The organism is Salinivibrio sharmensis (genome assembly GCF_001995985.1).
In the GTDB taxonomy this organism is placed as follows: domain Bacteria; phylum Pseudomonadota; class Gammaproteobacteria; order Enterobacterales; family Vibrionaceae; genus Salinivibrio; species Salinivibrio sharmensis.
Genome location: NZ_MUFC01000005.1, coordinates 131,744 through 149,780, shown reverse-complemented (window position 1 = coordinate 149,780; position 18,037 = coordinate 131,744). Strand labels below are relative to the sequence as shown.

General features: G+C 51.2%; 18 protein-coding genes. 10 read left to right on the top strand and 8 right to left on the bottom strand.

The features are described from left to right. The first annotated feature begins 149 nt into the window (after nt 1-149). From BZG74_RS06805 to pfkA, 3 genes are all read left to right on the top strand, one after another. Nucleotides 150-605: a Spy/CpxP family protein refolding chaperone gene (locus BZG74_RS06805; protein ID WP_077771916.1), complete on the top strand. Its 456-nt coding sequence runs from the start codon at nt 150-152 to the stop codon at nt 603-605. Nucleotides 606-682: 77 nt separating this feature from the next. Next, nucleotides 683-1,573 carry a CDF family cation-efflux transporter FieF gene (gene fieF / locus BZG74_RS06800; RefSeq protein ID WP_077771915.1) on the top strand — a complete coding sequence of 297 codons (891 nt, stop codon included), beginning with the start codon at nt 683-685 and terminating at the stop codon, nt 1,571-1,573. Between the two features lie 186 nt (nt 1,574-1,759). Next, entirely contained in the window at nt 1,760-2,722 is a 963-nt protein-coding gene (gene pfkA / locus BZG74_RS06795; RefSeq protein ID WP_077771914.1) for a 6-phosphofructokinase, read from the top strand. Between the two features lie 129 nt (nt 2,723-2,851). On the opposite strand, the gene cysE is transcribed toward pfkA, so the two are convergent. From cysE to BZG74_RS06775, 4 genes are all read right to left on the bottom strand, one after another. Next, on the bottom strand, nt 2,852-3,685 hold the full coding sequence (cysE, locus tag BZG74_RS06790; protein ID WP_231637427.1) for a serine O-acetyltransferase: 834 nt from the start codon (nt 3,683-3,685) through the stop codon (nt 2,852-2,854). Between the two features lie 115 nt (nt 3,686-3,800). After that, entirely contained in the window at nt 3,801-4,820 is a 1,020-nt protein-coding gene (gene gpsA / locus BZG74_RS06785; protein ID WP_077771913.1) for an NAD(P)H-dependent glycerol-3-phosphate dehydrogenase, read from the bottom strand. Nucleotides 4,821-4,829: 9 nt separating this feature from the next. Beyond that, the gene (secB, locus tag BZG74_RS06780; protein ID WP_069361901.1) at nt 4,830-5,309 is read right to left on the bottom strand and encodes a protein-export chaperone SecB; all 480 of its coding nucleotides are present in this window, start codon (nt 5,307-5,309) and stop codon (nt 4,830-4,832) included. A 96-nt stretch (nt 5,310-5,405) separates the two neighbouring features. Continuing rightward, complete coding sequence (locus BZG74_RS06775) at nt 5,406-5,867, bottom strand: rhodanese-like domain-containing protein (protein WP_077771912.1); 462 nt, start codon at nt 5,865-5,867, stop codon at nt 5,406-5,408. Nucleotides 5,868-6,344: 477 nt separating this feature from the next. On the opposite strand from BZG74_RS06775, the gene gpmM reads away from it, so the two are divergent. Both gpmM and BZG74_RS06760 read left to right on the top strand, forming a co-directional pair. After that, a complete protein-coding gene (gene gpmM / locus BZG74_RS06765; protein WP_077771910.1) occupies nt 6,345-7,883 on the top strand; it encodes a 2,3-bisphosphoglycerate-independent phosphoglycerate mutase in 1,539 nt (512 codons plus the stop codon). Nucleotides 7,884-7,890: 7 nt separating this feature from the next. After that, complete coding sequence (locus BZG74_RS06760) at nt 7,891-9,024, top strand: peptidoglycan DD-metalloendopeptidase family protein (RefSeq protein WP_077771909.1); 1,134 nt, start codon at nt 7,891-7,893, stop codon at nt 9,022-9,024. A gap of 82 nt (nt 9,025-9,106) precedes the next feature. On the opposite strand, the gene tdh is transcribed toward BZG74_RS06760, so the two are convergent. The 3 genes from tdh to BZG74_RS06745 all read right to left on the bottom strand — a co-directional run bounded on the left by tdh (nt 9,107) and on the right by BZG74_RS06745 (nt 12,213). Next, a complete protein-coding gene (tdh, locus tag BZG74_RS06755; RefSeq protein WP_101494675.1) occupies nt 9,107-10,135 on the bottom strand; it encodes an L-threonine 3-dehydrogenase in 1,029 nt (342 codons plus the stop codon). A gap of 19 nt (nt 10,136-10,154) precedes the next feature. Next, nucleotides 10,155-11,351, bottom strand: coding sequence for a glycine C-acetyltransferase (locus tag BZG74_RS06750; protein ID WP_077771907.1), 1,197 nt, complete (start codon nt 11,349-11,351; stop codon nt 10,155-10,157). Nucleotides 11,352-11,544: 193 nt separating this feature from the next. Then, nucleotides 11,545-12,213: a TetR/AcrR family transcriptional regulator gene (locus BZG74_RS06745; RefSeq protein ID WP_077771906.1), complete on the bottom strand. Its 669-nt coding sequence runs from the start codon at nt 12,211-12,213 to the stop codon at nt 11,545-11,547. Nucleotides 12,214-12,316: 103 nt separating this feature from the next. Between BZG74_RS06745 and rfaD the strand changes: the two genes are divergently transcribed. The 5 genes from rfaD to BZG74_RS06720 are packed head-to-tail and all read left to right on the top strand — an operon-like array spanning nt 12,317 to nt 17,135. Further along, entirely contained in the window at nt 12,317-13,261 is a 945-nt protein-coding gene (gene rfaD, locus BZG74_RS06740; RefSeq protein ID WP_077771905.1) for an ADP-glyceromanno-heptose 6-epimerase, read from the top strand. A gap of 45 nt (nt 13,262-13,306) precedes the next feature. Continuing rightward, nucleotides 13,307-14,287: a lauroyl-Kdo(2)-lipid IV(A) myristoyltransferase gene (lpxM, locus tag BZG74_RS06735; RefSeq protein ID WP_077771904.1), complete on the top strand. Its 981-nt coding sequence runs from the start codon at nt 13,307-13,309 to the stop codon at nt 14,285-14,287. After that, complete coding sequence (waaF, locus tag BZG74_RS06730) at nt 14,284-15,321, top strand: lipopolysaccharide heptosyltransferase II (RefSeq protein ID WP_077771903.1); 1,038 nt, start codon at nt 14,284-14,286, stop codon at nt 15,319-15,321. Before lpxM ends, waaF begins: the two co-directional genes overlap by 4 nt. Next, nucleotides 15,318-16,097, top strand: coding sequence for a glycosyltransferase family 2 protein (locus BZG74_RS06725; RefSeq protein ID WP_077771902.1), 780 nt, complete (start codon nt 15,318-15,320; stop codon nt 16,095-16,097). The genes waaF and BZG74_RS06725 overlap by 4 nt, the downstream gene beginning before the upstream one ends. Next, on the top strand, nt 16,098-17,135 hold the full coding sequence (locus tag BZG74_RS06720; RefSeq protein WP_077771901.1) for a glycosyltransferase family 4 protein: 1,038 nt from the start codon (nt 16,098-16,100) through the stop codon (nt 17,133-17,135). On the opposite strand, the gene BZG74_RS06715 is transcribed toward BZG74_RS06720, so the two are convergent. After that, nucleotides 17,125-17,925 (bottom strand): hypothetical protein, encoded by an 801-nt coding sequence (locus BZG74_RS06715; protein ID WP_077771900.1) that lies wholly within the window; start codon nt 17,923-17,925, stop codon nt 17,125-17,127. The genes BZG74_RS06720 and BZG74_RS06715 overlap by 11 nt on opposite strands. Nucleotides 17,926-18,037: the final 112 nt, after the last annotated feature.

Here is an 18,037-nt window from a genome sequence, read left to right as displayed (position 1 = left end):
AGGTGGCGTGTTTGTGACACCCAACAGGGTGTATTTCTATCATAGCGGCTCATACACATGCGTGACTTTACCCATCTTTACATCCCATAACGTCACTTTACATCCCAGCACGTAGGCTAACAGGGTAAACAATCCACTAAAGGAGAAAGATGATGAAACGCTTGACCATTGGCTTGGCACTTGCAGCAGTAACCCTTCCCACCTTGGCTGCTCCGCACTTTGGCGGTGGCATGGACCGCGGTATGTGGCGTGACCTGGATTTGACCGCTGAGCAAAAGACGCAGCTTGAAGCATTGCGAGATGACTACCGTGCCCAGCGCCAACAAGCACGAGGCGACTTCCATACCAACATGCATACACTGCTCACCCAAGAGACGTTTGATGAAGCAGCGGTGCGCGATCTCTTGGCGTCTCAGTCACAACCTAAGCTTGAGCGTCGTTTGGCTCACGCTCGTCACCAACACGCCATGTTGCAAGTACTGACACCTGAGCAACAAAGCGCCTTTTGTGATGCGATGATGGAAAAACGGGATCAGCGCGGTCACGGTCACCGTGGCAAAGGGGGGCATCACCAGTCGGGTCAAAAAGGTGACTGTTGGCGCTAAACCTGCGCCGTGTCATACGTTTGCCGTCAATGGCATATATACTTGAGGGCAGTGTTGATTAACCGACTGCCCTCTGTATGACAAAAAAGTATGCGTTTTGGGTCGAAGCCGCGGCGTGGGCAGCCACCTGTGTGGCGACCCTTCTCCTATTAGCCAAACTCATCGCTTGGTGGCTCACCGGCTCGGTCAGTGTGCTGGCCTCCTTTGTTGACTCATTGCTCGATTTGCTCGCCTCGCTCACCAACTTAGTCGTGGTGCGGTATGCAGTACAGCCGGCTGATAGTGAACACAGCTTTGGTCATGGTAAAGCGGAATCATTGGCAGCCCTCGCACAATCAACATTTATTGTCGGTTCCGCCTCATTCTTGCTGCTTAGCGGACTCGAACGTTTGTTCAAACCCGTGCCGATTGCTGCCCCCGAGCTTGGGGTCGCGGTCAGTGTCGGGGCGACAGTACTCACGCTGGGTTTAGTGCTATTCCAAAAGTGGGTGATCCGTAAAACCGCCAGCCCCGCCATCGCCGCCGATGCGCTTCATTACCAATCTGATTTATTGATGAACATTGCGATTATTATTGCGCTTGGCCTCAGCTGGTACGGCTGGGCGCAAGCCGACGCCTGGTTCGCGATTGCGATCAGTCTGTTTATCTTATCGCAAGCACTTAAAATGGCTTACGAGGCCATCCAATCACTGCTCGACAGGCAGTTACCGCTTGAAGAACAAGAAAAAATTGCTGTGCTCTCGAGCTCAGTGGTAGGGGTGCACGGCATTCATCAATTGCGCACTCGTCAGGCGGGCATGACAAAGTTTATCCAATTACACATAGAGCTGGATGACGAGCTACCCTTAGTGGATGCACATACTATCGCCGATGAAGTGGAAGATAGATTGCTCGTCGCCTTTCCCGGGGCGGATGTGATCATTCATCAAGACCCTAAATCCGTGGTGCCAAAAGAGGCAAAAGCGTGATTGATGGCATGAACAAAAGCTCATCGGGCTGACATGTATCAACTTTTTTCCTATAGCAATTGTAATACTATTACAGAAGTAGGAAAATTACAGTTTAAGCGATCGTCATTGCGGGTTCACTGGGGCAAGCAGGTTGCCATTACCGCAATCGGCACGAAATAAGTGACGAACAGTTAGAGGGTAACCATGGTTAGAAAAATTGGTGTTTTGACCAGTGGCGGTGATGCGCCAGGTATGAACGCAGCGATTCGCGGTGTGGTTCGCAGCGCGCTCAGCGAAGGCTTAGAAGTGTATGGTATTTATGATGGCTTTCTCGGTCTGCATCAAAACCGTATTGAGCGCCTCAACCGCACCAGTGTTTCCGATGTGATTAACCGTGGCGGGACGTTTTTAGGCTCGGCACGTTTTCCTGAGTTTGCCGAAGAGAAAGTCCGTGAGCAAGCGATCCAAAATCTGAAGATGCACGGCATCGACGCCTTGGTTGTGATCGGCGGCGATGGCTCCTTTATGGGGGCAAAAAAGCTCACCGAAATGGGCTACCCCTGCATCGGCTTACCTGGCACCATCGACAACGACGTCGCCGGTACGGATTATACCATCGGCTACATGACGGCGATGAACACCGTGATTGATGCGATTGACCGCTTGCGCGACACCTCATCTTCTCACCAACGTATCTCAATTGTTGAGGTGATGGGACGCCATTGCGGAGATCTGACCCTGATGGCATCAATTGCCGGTGGCTGTGAATACATCATCACCCCAGAGATCGGCTTGGATAAAGACAAGCTTCTCGCCAAGGTTAAAGAAGGCATCTACAAAGGTAAGAAACACGCGATTATCGCAATTACTGAGCTGATGACCGACGCCAATGAACTCGCGAAGTTCATCGAGACAGAAACCGGCCGCGAAACACGCGCGACCATTCTTGGTCATATTCAACGTGGCGGCCAGCCTGGCGCCTTTGACCGCATTCTTGCCTCGCGCATGGGTGCTTACGCCGTTGACCTTCTGCAACAAGGTGAAGGTGGTCGTTGTGTCGGTATTCAGAATGACAAAATGGTGCACCACGACATCATCGATGCGATTGAAAACATGAAGCGCCCATTCCGCGATGATTTATACGAAGTCGCCGAAAAGCTGTTCTAAATAGCGGCATCATGATTTATGCATAACAAAACGGAGCCTGACGGCTCCGTTTTTTATTCTGAGATGGCTTGGATGAGGCCCACACTTACGCAAGCCGCACTTATGCAAGCCGCGCTTATGCAAGCCGCGCTATATCCCATCTCCCGAGATAAATGTCTTATGCGAGCCATTAAACTCTTGATCCATATCCAGCGATGGCATGTGCGAGCTGGGTCGACCCACAATCTTTGCCGGTACGCCAGCCACCGTGGTGTGAGGCGGTACGGGGTTAAGCACCACAGAACAGGAGCCAATTTTCGCTCCCTCACCAATATCAATATTACCCAGAATTTTCGCCCCGGCACCGATCATCACGCCCGTACGGATCTTCGGATGGCGGTCGCCGCCCTCTTTGCCGGTGCCGCCCAAGGTGACATCTTGGAGAATAGACACATTGTCTTCAATGACTGCGGTTTCACCGATAACAATACCCGTGGCGTGGTCAAACATAATGCCACGACCAATACAGGCCGCTGGATGAACATCCACTTGGCTGGTCACCGAAATTTGGTTTTGTAAGTAGGTGGCCAACTCTTTTCGTCCTTGACGCCATAGCCAGTTCGCAACCCGAAAGCCTTGCAACGCATGAAAGCCTTTTAAGTACAAAAGTGGCGTTGAATACAATTCGACAGCCGGATCGCGCTCAACGGTGGCACAGATATCACACGCGGCGGATTCCGCCACGCAAGCATCGTTAGCATAGACTTCTTCTATCACCTCTCGCACCGCCATTGAGGGCATCGAGGGCGTGGAAAGCTTGTTGGCGAGAATATAACTCAATGCGCTGGCTAAATTGTCGTGCTTAATAATGGTGGCGTGGTAAAAACTCGCCAACATCGGCTCACGCTCTGAATGCTCGCGCGCTTCTTTTTTCACTGCTTGCCAGACACGATCTTGTTGGCATTGTTTTTTAGCCTGATTCACTGCCTTCATCCTTATCCCAAATGATCTACCACTCAGGCGACAACACCGCCCCACGCCAGTGTATAAAAAAAACGCGCGGTTCTCACCACGCGCGTTACTCTGTTCGTCTTTGCTGTTATTCGGACTTTTTGTCTCGTGCCAGCAAATCTCGCGCAGCATGATGGGCCAGTTTGCCTTGATACAGCACCTGGTAAATCTGCTCGACGATGGGCATTTCAACTCCCGCACGCTGGGCCAGTGCCCATACTTCTTTGGTGTTGCGATATCCTTCGACCACTTGGCCGATGTTATCTTGGGCACCTTGTACGTCCTCACCCTGGCCTAACGCTAGACCAAAGCGACGGTTGCGCGACTGGTTATCGGTGCACGTCAGCACTAAATCCCCTAACCCCGCCATTCCCATAAAGGTATCGCGGGACGCTCCCAGCGCTTCGCCTAACCGGGTCATTTCCGCCAAGCCCCGCGTGATAAGAGCCGTGCGAGCGTTGGCGCCAAAGCCAATGCCATCGGAAATCCCGGCGCCAATCGCAATCACGTTTTTCACCGCGCCGCCAAGCTGCATGCCAATGAAATCGTGGTTACCGTAGACGCGGAAGCTGTGTTGGCAATGAATGGTCTCTTGTAAATCACTCACAAACTCTGCGTCGGGCGAGGCCACAGAAATCGCGGTCGGCATACCGGCTGCGAGCTCTTTAGCAAACGTTGGACCCGATAAAACCGCGAGCGGAATATCGTCACCCAATTGTTCCCGCGCCACCTCTTGCAATAGGCGTCCAGTCTCAGGTTCTAGGCCTTTGGTCGCCCAACATATACGCGAGTCGGCACGCAAGTGCGGACGCACTTGGCTCAGTACATCAGCAAACACATGGCTGGGGACGACCACAAGCAAATCGCGACTGGCATTGACTGCAACAGAGAGATCCGCACAGAGCACTAACGAGTCTGGAAATACAACATCGGGGAGAAAAGCATGGTTGGCGCGATCAATCTCTAGCTGCGCGACATGACTCGGATCGTGCCCCCATAACACCACGTTGGCACCATTTCTGGCCAACGAGATCGCCAGCGCCGTCCCGTAAGAGCCAGCGCCCAGAACCGTAATGGCCGCATCTTGAGTGGGAGCAAGATCTGTCATCATCACACCTTATGCTTGTGCGTCTTCTTCGCTTGATGCCTCGCCCGCCTGCTGCTGCAGGTAGTTCATAAACAAGGCATCAAAGTTAACCGGTGCCAAGTTCAGTTGCGGGAAGGTACCTTTAACGACCAAGCTCGAAATCGTTTCACGCGCATACGGGAAGAGGATGTTTGGACAGAACGCGCCCAGGCAATGCGCCAGTTGTGGTGACTCCATGCCTGATACCGAGAAAATCCCCCCCTGCTGCACTTCACACAGGAACGCATTACTCTCTTGGTTTTTCACCGTCACGGTCAAACGCAAGATCACTTCATAGATGCCTTCACCCAACTCACGGCTTTGCGTGTCCAAATCCAGGTTAACGTCTGGCGCCCAATCTTGCTGGAACACTTCTGGAGAGTTTGGTGCTTCAAAAGACACGTCCTTGAGAAAAACGCGTTGAATGGCAAAATTTTGCTCGGCTTGTTGGTTGTTTTCGGCTTCAGCCATGATGGTTCGTCCTTATTTAAAAATTGCAAATGCGCCAGGCACATTAAAAAATGCGAGCCACCGCGTCATGCGGCTGCCCGAGAATTGAGTGAAGGATCACTTTTTCTTTTTGCTTTTGCCCTTACCGCTTTTGACGCGAACAAGTGGCATTTTGGCATCGTTCCAAGAGGTCAAACCGTCTTTGAGAACATACACGGATTCGAAGCCAGCTTTTGCCAATTGATTGGCACTGTCAGCCGCCGTTTGACCGGTTTTGCATACCACAATGATGGGGTCATTTTTATGTTTTTCAAGCTCACCAAACGACTGTGATTTGATTTCGCTTGGTAACACATTAAGCGCGCCCGTGATGTGGCCGGCTCGAAATTCATCGTGGCTACGAATGTCGACAAACACCCCATTCTCTCGGTTGTTAAGGATCGCCGCGTCATTAGGACCGACCACTTTGTAGGCAGCCGTTTTTTGTTTAATCAGCGACATCAGTAAAGCGGCCGCCAAACCCACCCAGACAAGGGTGAGAATCATGTTGTTGGAGACAAAATCAATATATTCCTGCATAACCTTTGCTCTATACTGCTTGCTTGTCTCGCCAAAGGCGAGAGTCCATCAAGGGTGAAAATGGTGTCGAGTATAACCTGCTCGCCATGGTTTTACAGCCTGCCGAGACGAAATCGCGCGTTTGCTCACTCATACGCACGTCCGCACGTTTTCACCTTCCGCTCAATAACTTGAAAAGAAAGAAGGTTTCATCAATCGCAGAAATTGAGCCAAGCCATTCGCGCACAGCGGCGATCTTCGCCATAATGAGGGGAGTCAAGGGTCGAAGGCAAGTCAACCAAGGCTTGCTGCTTAACTTGTCAGCTGGGATAATTGATCTTAGCCTACATATCAGCCCGTAAAATGTTGTAAAATTACGCACACACTGAGTCCTGAAGCTAGCCATGAATCTGGCTCCATGCCTCAGTGGTTGCTCCATGACATCCAATGTCATTGGCATCCAATGTCAGTCTTTTGCTTGAATTAAGAGGACGTAACATGTCTGCGAAAAAACCACTTGCACTGGTGATTCTCGATGGCTGGGGTTATCGCGACCCTCAAAGTGATAATGCTATCACCAACGCCAACACCCCTGTGATCGACAGCCTCATGGCCGATAACAGCACCCTGATCTCTGCTTCAGGTTTCGATGTAGGTCTGCCTGATGGACAAATGGGTAACTCAGAAGTTGGCCATGTCAACATTGGCGCCGGCCGCGTGGTTTATCAAGATTTGACCCGTATTGCCAAATCCATTGCCGATGGTGAGTTTAACCAAACCCCAGCGCTGACAGCTGCCGTTGATAAAGCCGTCGATAAAGGCAAAGCCGTGCACATCATGGGCCTGATGTCACCAGGCGGTGTACACAGCCATGAAGATCATATTGCCGCGATGGTTGAACTGGCGGCAGAACGTGGCGCCGATCAGATTTATCTACACTGCTTCCTGGATGGCCGTGATACGCCGCCACGCAGTGCAAAAGCATCGCTAGAGCGCTTCGATGCCCTGTTTGAAAAGCTGGGTAAAGGCCGTACCGCATCACTGGTTGGTCGCTACTACGCCATGGACCGTGACAACAACTGGGACCGTGTCGAGCGCGCTTATGACCTGCTTACCCAAGCACAAGGTGAGTTCACCGCGACCAGCGCCGTTGAGGGACTAGAGGCTGCGTACGCCCGAGAAGAAAATGATGAATTTGTCGCGCCAACGGAAATTTACCGTGTCGGTGACAACAAAGCGACCATCAACGATGGCGATGCGGTTGTTTTCATGAACTTCCGTGCCGACCGTGCCCGTCAAATGACCCGCGCCTTTATGCCGGATTTTGATGGCTTTACACGTAAGAAATACGCTGAGCTGTCTGACTTTGTGATGCTGACAGAATACGCCGCCGACATCGATACCACGGTCGCCTTTCCACCAGAGAGCTTGTCCAACACCTTGGGTGAGTGGCTGTCGAAAACCGGTAAAACCCAGCTGCGCATCTCCGAAACCGAGAAGTACGCACACGTGACCTTCTTCTTCAACGGCGGTATCGAGACCGTGTTTGAAGGCGAAGAACGTGCCTTGGTCGCCTCACCAAAAGTCGCTACCTATGATCTGCAACCAGAAATGAGCTCTGAAGAGCTGACCGATAAACTGGTTGATGCGATTAAATCTGGCAAGTTCGACATGATCATCTGTAACTATCCAAACGGTGACATGGTAGGTCACACTGGGGTGTATGACGCTGCGGTGAAAGCTTGTGAAGCCGTTGATCACTGCATTGGCCGAGTGTTGGAAGCCATTAAAGAAGTGGATGGCCAGATGCTGATCACCGCTGATCACGGTAACGCAGAGATGATGGTCAACGAAGAGACTGGCGGTGCTTACACGGCACACACCAACCTGCCGGTACCGCTGATGTATGTGGGAAGTCAGCCAGTAAGCTTGAAAGAAGGCGGGAAACTGTCTGATCTGGCACCGACCATGCTGGCTTTGACTGGGATGGAGATTCCTGAAGAGATGACTGGCAAGCCACTGTTCGATCTGAAATAATCCCCCCATGCGGGAGAAACGAACACGCTTAAGCCAAACCCTCCGCGCCAGTGCATTATGCACTGGCGTTTTTCTCTGCCTGTTAGTTGGCGCTGCCCATGCTAACTCTGAGCTAGAGGGGGTGAGCAATGAAATTGCCCGCCAGCAATCGCAATTGGCGGCCCACAACAAAAAACTCAATACGTTACAGAGCGATCTAAAAGCACAGTCGAAACGCATTGACGTCTTGTCTAAACGGATTCGTCAAGCTCAGCAAACCCTGCAGCAGACCGATGACCAAATAACACGTTTGACGAAAAAGCAGGCCCGACTTAAGCAAGAGATGATTGCCCAGCAGGCACAGTTGGCTGAATTAATCGATGCCCAATACCGCCAAGGCGAGCACGACCAGCTTAAGCGCCTACTGAGCCAAGAGTCCCCAGCGAAGCTTGACCGCCTGACGCGTTACGCCGAGGTACTTGCCAGTACCATGCAAGAAGCAATCGAATCTTTGGCAGCCAACCGTACCGATTACCAACTCACCGCTCACCAACTTAATCAACAACGTGCCAAACAAGCCAGTCTGATCGATGAGCTAACTGAGAAAAAACATGCACTAGAGCGTGAGCAAACCTCGCAAAGCCAAACCGCGAAAAAAATCCGGGCTAAAATTGCCAGCGACAACGCTTACTTAGCCGAGCTCAAGGCCAACAAGCAACGTCTGCAAGAGCAGATCGCCGCTGCCGCACGGCGCGCACAAGTGAAAATGGCGGGCATCGGCAAAGCCAAGGGAAAATTGCGTTGGCCGACCAAAGGCAAGTTGCTACACCGCTTTGGCGAGCGCCAATCCGGTGAAGTGTCATGGAATGGTATTGTGATTGGTGCCAAGCGCGGCACCGAGGTCAAGGCCGCGCATGCCGGCAAAGTGGTGCTGTCTAGCTGGTTACGTGGTTATGGGCTTTTGATTGCCGTCGATCACGGTAAAGGCGACATGACCTTATATGGCTATAACCAAGCCTTGCTCAAGGACGTGGGTGATACCGTCACCGCCGGTGAGCCTATCGCCTTGGTGGGCGACAGCGGTGGACAATCCACTCCTTCTCTATATTTCGAAATTCGCCGCAAGGGCAACACCACCAACCCCATGCCTTGGCTAGATTAAAAACGCCCACCAAGTAGGCGGGCGTTTTCAGTGGTGCCTAGCGCGCATCAACACGACTAAACATGGTTTCGGCTATCGGGTATTAGTCTTGCCAATCGAGGATCACCTTGCCGGATTGCCCTGAGCACATCACATCAAACCCTTGTTGGAAGTCATCCACGTTATAGTGGTGGGTGATGATCGGGGTTAAATCCAAGCCAGATTGGATTAGCGATGCCATTTTGTACCAGGTTTCGAACATCTCTCGGCCATAGATCCCTTTGATGACCAAGCCTTTAAAAATCACCTGGTTCCAATCAATGCCCATATCACTTGGTGGGATGCCAAGAAGCGCAATGTTACCGCCATGGTTCATGGCCGTCAGCATGCTATTGAACGCCGCGGGGACGCCGGACATTTCTAAACCAACATCAAAGCCTTCCGTCATGCCCAGCTCTTCCATCACCGATTCCAGAGAGGACTCAGCCACATTGACCGCGCGCGTGACACCCATTTTGCGGGCAAGCTCGAGGCGATATTCATTCACATCGGTGATCACCACATGACGCGCCCCAATATGACGCGCTACCGCAGCGGCCATGATGCCAATCGGTCCTGCGCCGGTGATCAGCACGTCTTCACCCACCAAATCAAATGACAGTGCGGTATGGACCGCATTACCAAACGGGTCAAAAATCGAGGCTAAGTCATCCGAGATCTCATCCGGGATTTTGAACGCATTGTAAGCAGGAATAACCAAGTACTCGGCAAATGCGCCTTCACGGTTGACGCCCACCCCGACCGTATTGCGGCATAAGTGAGTACGGCCACCACGGCAATTCCGGCAATGCCCACAGGTGATATGGCCTTCACCCGATACGCGATCACCTAATGAGAAGCCGCGTACCTCCTGGCCAATGCCGACCACTTCACCCACATATTCGTGGCCGACCACCATCGGCACAGGGATGGTATTTTGCGACCATTCATCCCACTTATAAATGTGCACATCGGTGCCACAAATAGCGGTTTTACGAATTTTGATCAGCAAATCGTTGTGACCCAGCTCGGGAAGCTCTGTCTCGGTCATCCAAATGCCAGGCTCGGCTTTGAGCTTGGCCAAGGCTTTCATGGTTGTTTGTGTCATGACATTACCCAATCAGTTGCATCTCTTTGCCGACTTTGATGAAGGCATCAATGGCACGGTCCAGTTGCTCACGCGTATGTGCGGCTGACATCTGGGTGCGGATACGTGCTTGACCTTTCGGTACCACTGGGTAGGAGAAGCCCACCACATACACGCCCTCTTCCATCATCCGCTCAGCAAACTCACTGGCCACTTTGGCATCGCCGAGCATCACGGGAATAATGGCGTGATCCGCGCCTGCCAAGGTAAAGCCAGCGTCGGTCATGCGTGCACGGAAGTGTTGGCTGTTATCCCAAAGCTGCTCACGCAAATGATCGCTTTCAGCCAGCATATCCAGCACGCGAATTGATGCCGACACAATCGCGGGGGCCAGCGAGTTGGAGAAAAGATAAGGGCGCGAACGTTGACGCAGCCAATCAATCACCTCTTTTTTGCCTGAGGTGTAACCCCCTGACGCACCGCCCATGGCTTTACCCAAGGTGCCAGTGATGATATCGACGCGATTCATTACTTGATGGTATTCGTGGGTGCCTCGGCCATGCTCGCCCATAAAACCCACCGCATGGGAGTCATCCACCATCACCAGCGCGCCATATTGCTCCGCCAGATCGCACACAGCCGGCAAGTTCGCCACTACGCCGTCCATCGAGAAGACACCATCGGTCACAATCAAGATATTCGCCACACCGGCCGCTTTCGCAGCTTGAAGCTGGGCTTCCAACTCGTCCATATCGTTGTTGGCATAACGGAAACGCTTCGCTTTACACAAGCGCACGCCATCAATGATTGACGCATGGTTTAGCGCATCAGAAATAATGGCATCGTCTGGGCCTAGAATGGTCTCGAACAATCCTGCATTAGCATCAAAGCATGAAGAATAAAGGATGGTATCTTCCATCCCGAGAAAGTCAGATAACTTGGCTTCCAAGGTTTTGTGTGCATCTTGTGTGCCACAAATAAACCGTACCGACGCCATACCAAAACCGTGCTCATCCATCCCTGCCTTGGCAGCCTTGACCAACTCAGGATGGTTCGCCAGCCCCAAGTAGTTATTGGCGCAAAAGTTCAGTACCTGCTGTTCATGATTGACGGCGACACTGGCCGCTTGTGGCGAGGTGATAAGGCGTTCACTTTTGTACAAGCCATCAGCTTTTACTTGCTCAAGCTGATGACGAATTTGCTGATAGAAGGCAGCCGTCATCGCAATCTCCGTGCTGTGATGATTACTTTGGGAAGGCCGTCGCACACATTGTGTACGACGAATGAATGCTTGCTATCATGGCACGTTCACGCGTTTTGTGCCAATAAGGGGCACCAGACAGTGATTCATATCGTGTAATCACTGACAAGCTGGACGAATATCGCGCAATGCGACGTCAGCCTAGAGAGATAACTCAGTTCAATGTATCCAGCGAGCGTGAGTCTTGGCGAACTAACTGCTGCTCGTAGTGGTCTATTAACGCAGTGATGGCCATTTGCCCCTGTGCTGATGTCAGCGGATGAAGCAATGCCAACATCTGCAAAACGCCTTTGTAAATGACGCCTGCATGAATTTGCGTTTGGGGGGCTTGCGCACTTTGGTAGAAAATCCAGCTCGACGCCACTTGCTTAAGCGTTTCCCCGATCGCGGACAAGGCGCTGTCATTGAGGCTAAGCCAACCAGCTTGCCGATAGTGATGCAAGATGGTCATCAAGTTGGTCTGTAGCTGTTGCTGTGCCCCCAGGTATTTTTGCTGTAGCGCTTCGTCTCGGCGCAAAATGTCCGGCAAATTGGCGTAAAAAAACCGGTAACGCCACATCAAGCTAAAGGTCGCATCGAGATAATGCTGCAGTAAAGCTTGGGTATCGTCACGAGGCTGACTAGGATCAAAGGCAAGGGCAAGATCTTGCGCGTATTGGTCGAATATACTGTGTATAATCGCTTCTTTATTACGGAAGTGGTAGTAAAGGTTCCCCGGGCTTATCCCGAGATCTGCCGCGATATGGTTGGTGGTGATATTCGGCTCACCATGTTGATTGAATAAAGCCAGTGCAGCATGGATAATTCGGTCTCGGGTTTTCATGTATGGTTCAGTCCTCTGCCCGGTTGATGCTCAACCATACTATCACAGTCAACAGTAATGGCGACGGGGTCTGTCGTCAGATAGAGATGAATTAGGTAACGATATGATTTTTGTGACTGGTGGTGCTGGCATGATTGGCAGCAACTTAGTAAAAGCACTGAACGAGCAAGGCTACCGTGACATCGTGGTGGTCGATAACCTCAAAGACGGCACCAAATTCGTTAACCTGGTTGACCTCGACATCGCGGACTATATGGATAAGGAAGATTTTCTTACCCAAATCATGGCTGGTGAAAATTTCGGCCCAATCGAAGCCATTTTCCACCAAGGTGCTTGTTCGGCTACCACAGAGTGGGATGGCAAATACATGATGTTCAATAACTACGAATACTCCAAAGAGCTGTTGCATTATTGTATTGACCGTGACATCCCCTTTCTTTACGCCTCGTCAGCCGCCACCTATGGTGGCCGCGACAGTGACTTCATTGAAGCGCCAGAGTATGAAGGCGCGCTGAATGTGTACGGGTATTCCAAACAGCAATTCGACAACTATGTTCGTCGCGTGCAAGAAGATGCTAAGGCCCATGGCGAGACACTGCCACCCATTACTGGCTTCCGTTATTTTAATGTGTATGGTCCGCGCGAACAGCACAAAGGCAGCATGGCGTCAGTGGCCTATCACCTCAATCAACAAATTCTAAAAGGCGAGAACCCCAAACTCTTTGAGGGCAGTGATACCTTCAAGCGTGACTTTGTCTATGTCGGTGACGTCTGCGCAATGAATATTTGGTTCTGGCAGCAACAGATCAGCGGGATCTACAACTGTGGTACCGGCCGCGCTGAGCCCTTTAGTGCGGTTGCCAACGCAGTTATCGACTTCCACGGCCAAGGCGAGATTGAAGAGATCCCCTTCCCCGAACACCTAAAAGGTCGCTATCAAGCTTATACGCAAGCCGATCTCACCAAGGTACGTGAAGCGGGATACACCGCCTCCTTTAAGACAGTGGCAGAAGGTGTCGCCGCTTACCTTGCCGAAATCAATCGCTAATCACAGCAGTTCGCCTCAGACGTTCTGGGGCGCGAGTAAAGAGCAATGACAAAACAGCGACACGATTACGACACGCACGCGTATAACCCAGAGTTCTCGCGTGCTTACTTAGCGCCTAAATACTGGGGCACGTGGCTGATGCTACTCATCGCAATGCCTTTCAGCCTTCTGGTGCCGGCGCGCGGTAAGCATCGCTTCGCACAATGGGTGGCGCGTAAACTGGTAAAAAAGAAAAAAGGCACGATTCTTAACGCCTGGCTTAATTTGGAAGCCTGCTTTCCCGAGAAATCCGCGCAAGCACGCGAAGCCATATTAGTCGACATCTTGACCACCGCAGGGGCTTTTTTGCTGAGCTTTCCGCTGATCACCTTGCGTAGTCGCCAGTGGTTTCAAAACCACTGTGATGTGACTGGCATGGAACATATCACTCGGCACACTGATAACGGTGAGGCCGTGATCCTCTTTGTGCCCCATACTTGGGCCATTGATGCAGCCGCGATTTTATTTGCCTCGCAAGGGCTCCCCGTGGCGGCATTCTCAAAACGGCAAAAAAATCAGCTGCTGGACTGGCTCATGCACCGTCAACGCGTGCAATATGGCGGCAATTGTTATGAGCGTGAGGCAGGGATTAAACCCTTTATCCGCGCAGTTAAGCGTGGATTTTTGGGGTATTACTTGCCCGACGAAGATATGCGCGATGAGAGCAGCGAGTTTGTGCCATTTTTTGCCACCACCAAAGCAACGTTGCCCAGCCTCGGGAAATTAAGCAAAGTCACCCGCTCGCATATTGTCCCTGTGCTTTCCGGCTTTGATGCGAAAAGCGGCCGCTTCGTTATCGAGGTGCACCCTGCGTTTAAAGACTTTCCAACCGGTGAGAGTCATACCGACGCACGCATGATGAACCAACAAATCGAGACCATGCTCGACGGCCAGCTAGATCAATACATGTGGATTTTGCAGCTGCTTCGCACCCGAGAAGATGGCCGTAATATCTACCAAGAAGCAAAGAGGAAACGGGCATCATGACACGCATTTTAGTCATTGGCCCATCGTGGGTCGGCGACATGGTGATGTCGCAATCTTTGTATAAAGCCCTCAAACAACAATCTCCCGACGCCCAGATTGATGTCATGGCACCCGCTTGGTGCGCGCCAATTCTCGCGCGTATGCCCGAGGTTAATCGCAGCATTGAAATGCCACTCGGCCATGGAGAGTTGGCTTTCGGTAAGCGCTACCAACTGGGCAAGCGCTTAGCAACGCACGATTATGATCGCGCCTACGTGTTGCCTAATTCCGCTAAATCCGCACTGATCCCGTGGTTTGCAGGGATCCCGACGCGTACGGGTTGGAAAGGTGAAATGCGTTATGGTTTGCTCAATGATCTGCGCCCTAATAAAAAAGCGTTTCAATACATGGTTGAGCGTTATGTTGCTCTGGCCCACCCTCGCACCGAGATGCAAAGTTCTGCCTCGCTGGGCGGCCTAGACAGCCTCCCTAAGCCGGCGCTAGACATCGACCCAGACGCTCAAGCGGCCGTCATCGCCAAACTGGGATTAAATCAAGACAAACCTGTGATCGGTTTATGCCCGGGTGCCGAATTCGGGCCCGCCAAAAAATGGCCTGAGCAGCACTATGCTGAAGTAGCACGCCAAGCGCATCAACACGGCTACCAAATCTGGCTATTTGGCTCGGCAAAAGATGTTGAAACCTGTGAAAAAATTGCCGCTCTTGCAGAAAACGCACCTAACATTCATGTATTGGCAGGCAAAACCAACTTAATCGAAGCCGTCGACCTCTTGGGTGCGTGCCAAACCGTGGTCAGCAATGACTCGGGGTTGATGCACATCGCCGCGGCGGTCAACTGCCAAGTGATAGCCATCTACGGCTCAACATCTCCCGATTACACCCCGCCGCTGACCAGTAAGGTCGATATTGTGCACACGGATATCGAGTGCCGTCCTTGCTTCCAGCGCGAATGTCCCCTAGGGCACTTAAAATGTTTAAACGATCTCGCCCCGAGCCGAGTTGTTTCTCTAATTAAGGTGGGTAATAACCAATGAGCAAGAACATCAACACGGTTGCTGCTGCTCTCATCGTCAAGAATGAGGCAGATAACATTGCGCAATGTTTACAGTCGGTGTGTAATTGGGTAGATGAGATCGTTATTTTGGATTCAGGAAGCTCAGATAACACTGTTGATATAGCCAAACGTTTTACTGACAAAGTTTACGTTACCACCGATTGGCCTGGCTTTGGTAAGCAACGTCAGCGAGCTCAGTCGCACGTAGTCAGCGATTTTGTACTTTGGCTTGATGCAGATGAAATAGTGACGCCTGAGCTAAAAGAGAGCATTCTTCATGCTCTTGATGAAGCTCGACCTAATTGTGTTTTTTATGTTAATAGATTATCTAGTGCTTTTGGAAAAGAGATAAAACATTCTGGGTGGCACCCTGATTGGATTTGTCGCCTTTATAAAACATCAGAAGCGCACTATTCAGATTCTTTAGTACATGAACATGTCGTTGTGCCTAACACCCATAAAAAAATATATTTAGGTGGCACATTAAAACACAACACCTTTAAATACCTTCATGAATATACAGCGAAAACCAATCAGTATATTAAGTTGTGGAGCGACCAGCGAGAAGGAAAGAAGACATCAAGCTTATCAAAAGCCATCTCCCATTCTATGTTCAGATTTATAAAGATGTATTTTTTTAAGAAGGGTTTTTTAGATGGTAGACATGGGTTAGTTCTTGCGCTGTTAAGTGCGAACGTTGTTTTTACACGTTACGCAGATCTATGGTTGAGAGAGTATGTAAAAAAGGCGCCCTAAATGCACATTTGTCACGTCAATCTCGCGTCAGGCTTTAGTGGTGGGGAGCGCCAAACTCTCACTTTGATCCAGCAACAAGCCCAAATGGGCTACCAGCTAACGGCGGTGGTGAACCCCAAAAGCCCGCTAGTCGACGAGCTTCGCGCGATACCTCAATGCCAAATCGTGCTTTGTCCGCACTATACTCGGCAACATGGGCGCTCAATCACTGCGACATGCGATCTGATCCATGTTCACGAAGGCCGCGCCATTTATTGGGCACTGTTTCAACACCTATTGCACCGCGTGCCCTACATAGTGACACGCCGCATTGATAACCCTTTAAAGAAAAAGTGGTTATCTCAACTTGCATACCGCAAAGCCAGCGCGCTGGTCGGTTTGAGTTCGGAGATCGTCCATCAACTAGAAAAACGCCATCCTGATGCCAAGTTAGTCAAAATCCCTAGCTCTCCTGTCACCTACCCTGTCTCGCAAGATAAGGTGGAGCAAATCAACGCGCACTTTCGTGGTAAGTTCTTGGTGATTCATGCCGCCAATATGTATGCGCATAAAGGCTTTGATGTCACGATTGAAGCTGCACGGTTACTGGCTGACACATCACCTGACATTCAGTTTTGCTTACTCGGTGACGGCAAAGAGCGAGCGTCACTCGAGGGGCAAGCTCAGGGGCTTACGAACGTGCAGTTTATGGGTAAACAAACCAATATGGGAGATTGGTTCGCGGCGGCCGATTTGCTTGTCCACCCTTCCTATACAGAGGGCTTAGGCTCGGTTATTTTAGAAGCGATGACGGCAGGGCTGCCCGTGATCGGCGCCCGAGCCGGCGGGATACCTGATATCATTGGACATGGGGTCACCGGACATCTCATTGAGCCAGGCAACGCCAACCAGTTAGCACAATATATCGCGGACATTGCTCAACAAGACGCGCTGCGAGCTCACCTTATTAAAGGCAGCCACCAGCAAGCGGCTGCGTGTGATATCTCCCAAACCGCCATCACCTATCAAGATCTCTACCAACAAGTGATCACGCACTAGCATCAGCCAATAATGCCTGTTTGACCTCAGGATAATGGTCAAGCAGCATGTTGAGTTGCTTATCATTGCCACCTTGGCGAATGTTCGCCTGCGCTAGACCAATTGCACGGTACCGTTTTAAAGCCAGCGATGGATCGCTATATGGCACTTTCATGCACAGACTGCCTTGGCGGATTGCCATGATTTTTAGCCACAAGTCATCGGCGTTCGGCGCAAGCTGCATGAATAATGACTGATCGAGCACATCAGGATGAAGCGATTGCGGCGGATATAATATCCCCTCGCAGCCAGTGAGCATCAGATGATGACTGGGTGCAGAGAAGCTAGCGCAGTATTGCCAGCGTTTATAGGGTCGCACTTCGCCACCACGGGTGGTTATCTTGTGCCCGCGATGACCATAGATATGACCAGGGTGACGGTAGCAAGCGCGAATTAACCCCTCAATCATGCTATGCGGATACAGCACATCATCATCAACGGTCAATACATAGGCTTCGGGCACCAAGTTCAAGGTGGGAATAATCTTTTTGTATGACTTGGTACTGTCGCAATATCTTACCTCCAGCCCGCGCTCACGTTGCCGCTTTAGCGAGTGTGGCAGATTTTCATTACTGTATTCCTTTTCGTCGAGCCATAGAATAATGCGGTTTGGTGGGCAAGTCTGCTGCGCCAACGACTCGACGACAAGATAGACCTCATGCACCTTTTCAGCAAACGAGGTCAAGCTAACAACTAACGGCGTATCAAAATACGAGTGAGCGGAAACCAAGGAGCTTGTATCGGTAAGCATCTGCTGGTGAAGTTTCTCTTGGCGAAGACGCGTCGCGAAAATGTTTTCAATGTTCTCGTTGATTGCGATGTCGCTGCTTACGCTCTCTGATACTTTTCTTTATTTTTTAAGT

Coding starts and splice junctions, on each gene's coding strand:
- BZG74_RS06805 (WP_077771916.1), top strand. CDS start 150: ATGATGAAACGCTTGACCATTGGCTTGGCACTTGCAGCAGTAACCCTT.
- fieF (WP_077771915.1), top strand. CDS start 683: ATGACAAAAAAGTATGCGTTTTGGGTCGAAGCCGCGGCGTGGGCAGCC.
- pfkA (WP_077771914.1), top strand. CDS start 1,760: ATGGTTAGAAAAATTGGTGTTTTGACCAGTGGCGGTGATGCGCCAGGT.
- gpsA (WP_077771913.1), bottom strand. CDS start 4,820: ATGACAGATCTTGCTCCCACTCAAGATGCGGCCATTACGGTTCTGGGC.
- secB (WP_069361901.1), bottom strand. CDS start 5,309: ATGGCTGAAGCCGAAAACAACCAACAAGCCGAGCAAAATTTTGCCATT.
- BZG74_RS06775 (WP_077771912.1), bottom strand. CDS start 5,867: ATGCAGGAATATATTGATTTTGTCTCCAACAACATGATTCTCACCCTT.
- gpmM (WP_077771910.1), top strand. CDS start 6,345: ATGTCTGCGAAAAAACCACTTGCACTGGTGATTCTCGATGGCTGGGGT.
- BZG74_RS06760 (WP_077771909.1), top strand. CDS start 7,891: ATGCGGGAGAAACGAACACGCTTAAGCCAAACCCTCCGCGCCAGTGCA.
- tdh (WP_101494675.1), bottom strand. CDS start 10,135: ATGAAAGCCTTGGCCAAGCTCAAAGCCGAGCCTGGCATTTGGATGACC.
- BZG74_RS06750 (WP_077771907.1), bottom strand. CDS start 11,351: ATGACGGCTGCCTTCTATCAGCAAATTCGTCATCAGCTTGAGCAAGTA.
- BZG74_RS06745 (WP_077771906.1), bottom strand. CDS start 12,213: ATGAAAACCCGAGACCGAATTATCCATGCTGCACTGGCTTTATTCAAT.
- rfaD (WP_077771905.1), top strand. CDS start 12,317: ATGATTTTTGTGACTGGTGGTGCTGGCATGATTGGCAGCAACTTAGTA.
- lpxM (WP_077771904.1), top strand. CDS start 13,307: ATGACAAAACAGCGACACGATTACGACACGCACGCGTATAACCCAGAG.
- waaF (WP_077771903.1), top strand. CDS start 14,284: ATGACACGCATTTTAGTCATTGGCCCATCGTGGGTCGGCGACATGGTG.
- BZG74_RS06725 (WP_077771902.1), top strand. CDS start 15,318: ATGAGCAAGAACATCAACACGGTTGCTGCTGCTCTCATCGTCAAGAAT.
- BZG74_RS06720 (WP_077771901.1), top strand. CDS start 16,098: ATGCACATTTGTCACGTCAATCTCGCGTCAGGCTTTAGTGGTGGGGAG.
- BZG74_RS06715 (WP_077771900.1), bottom strand. CDS start 17,925: ATGCTTACCGATACAAGCTCCTTGGTTTCCGCTCACTCGTATTTTGAT.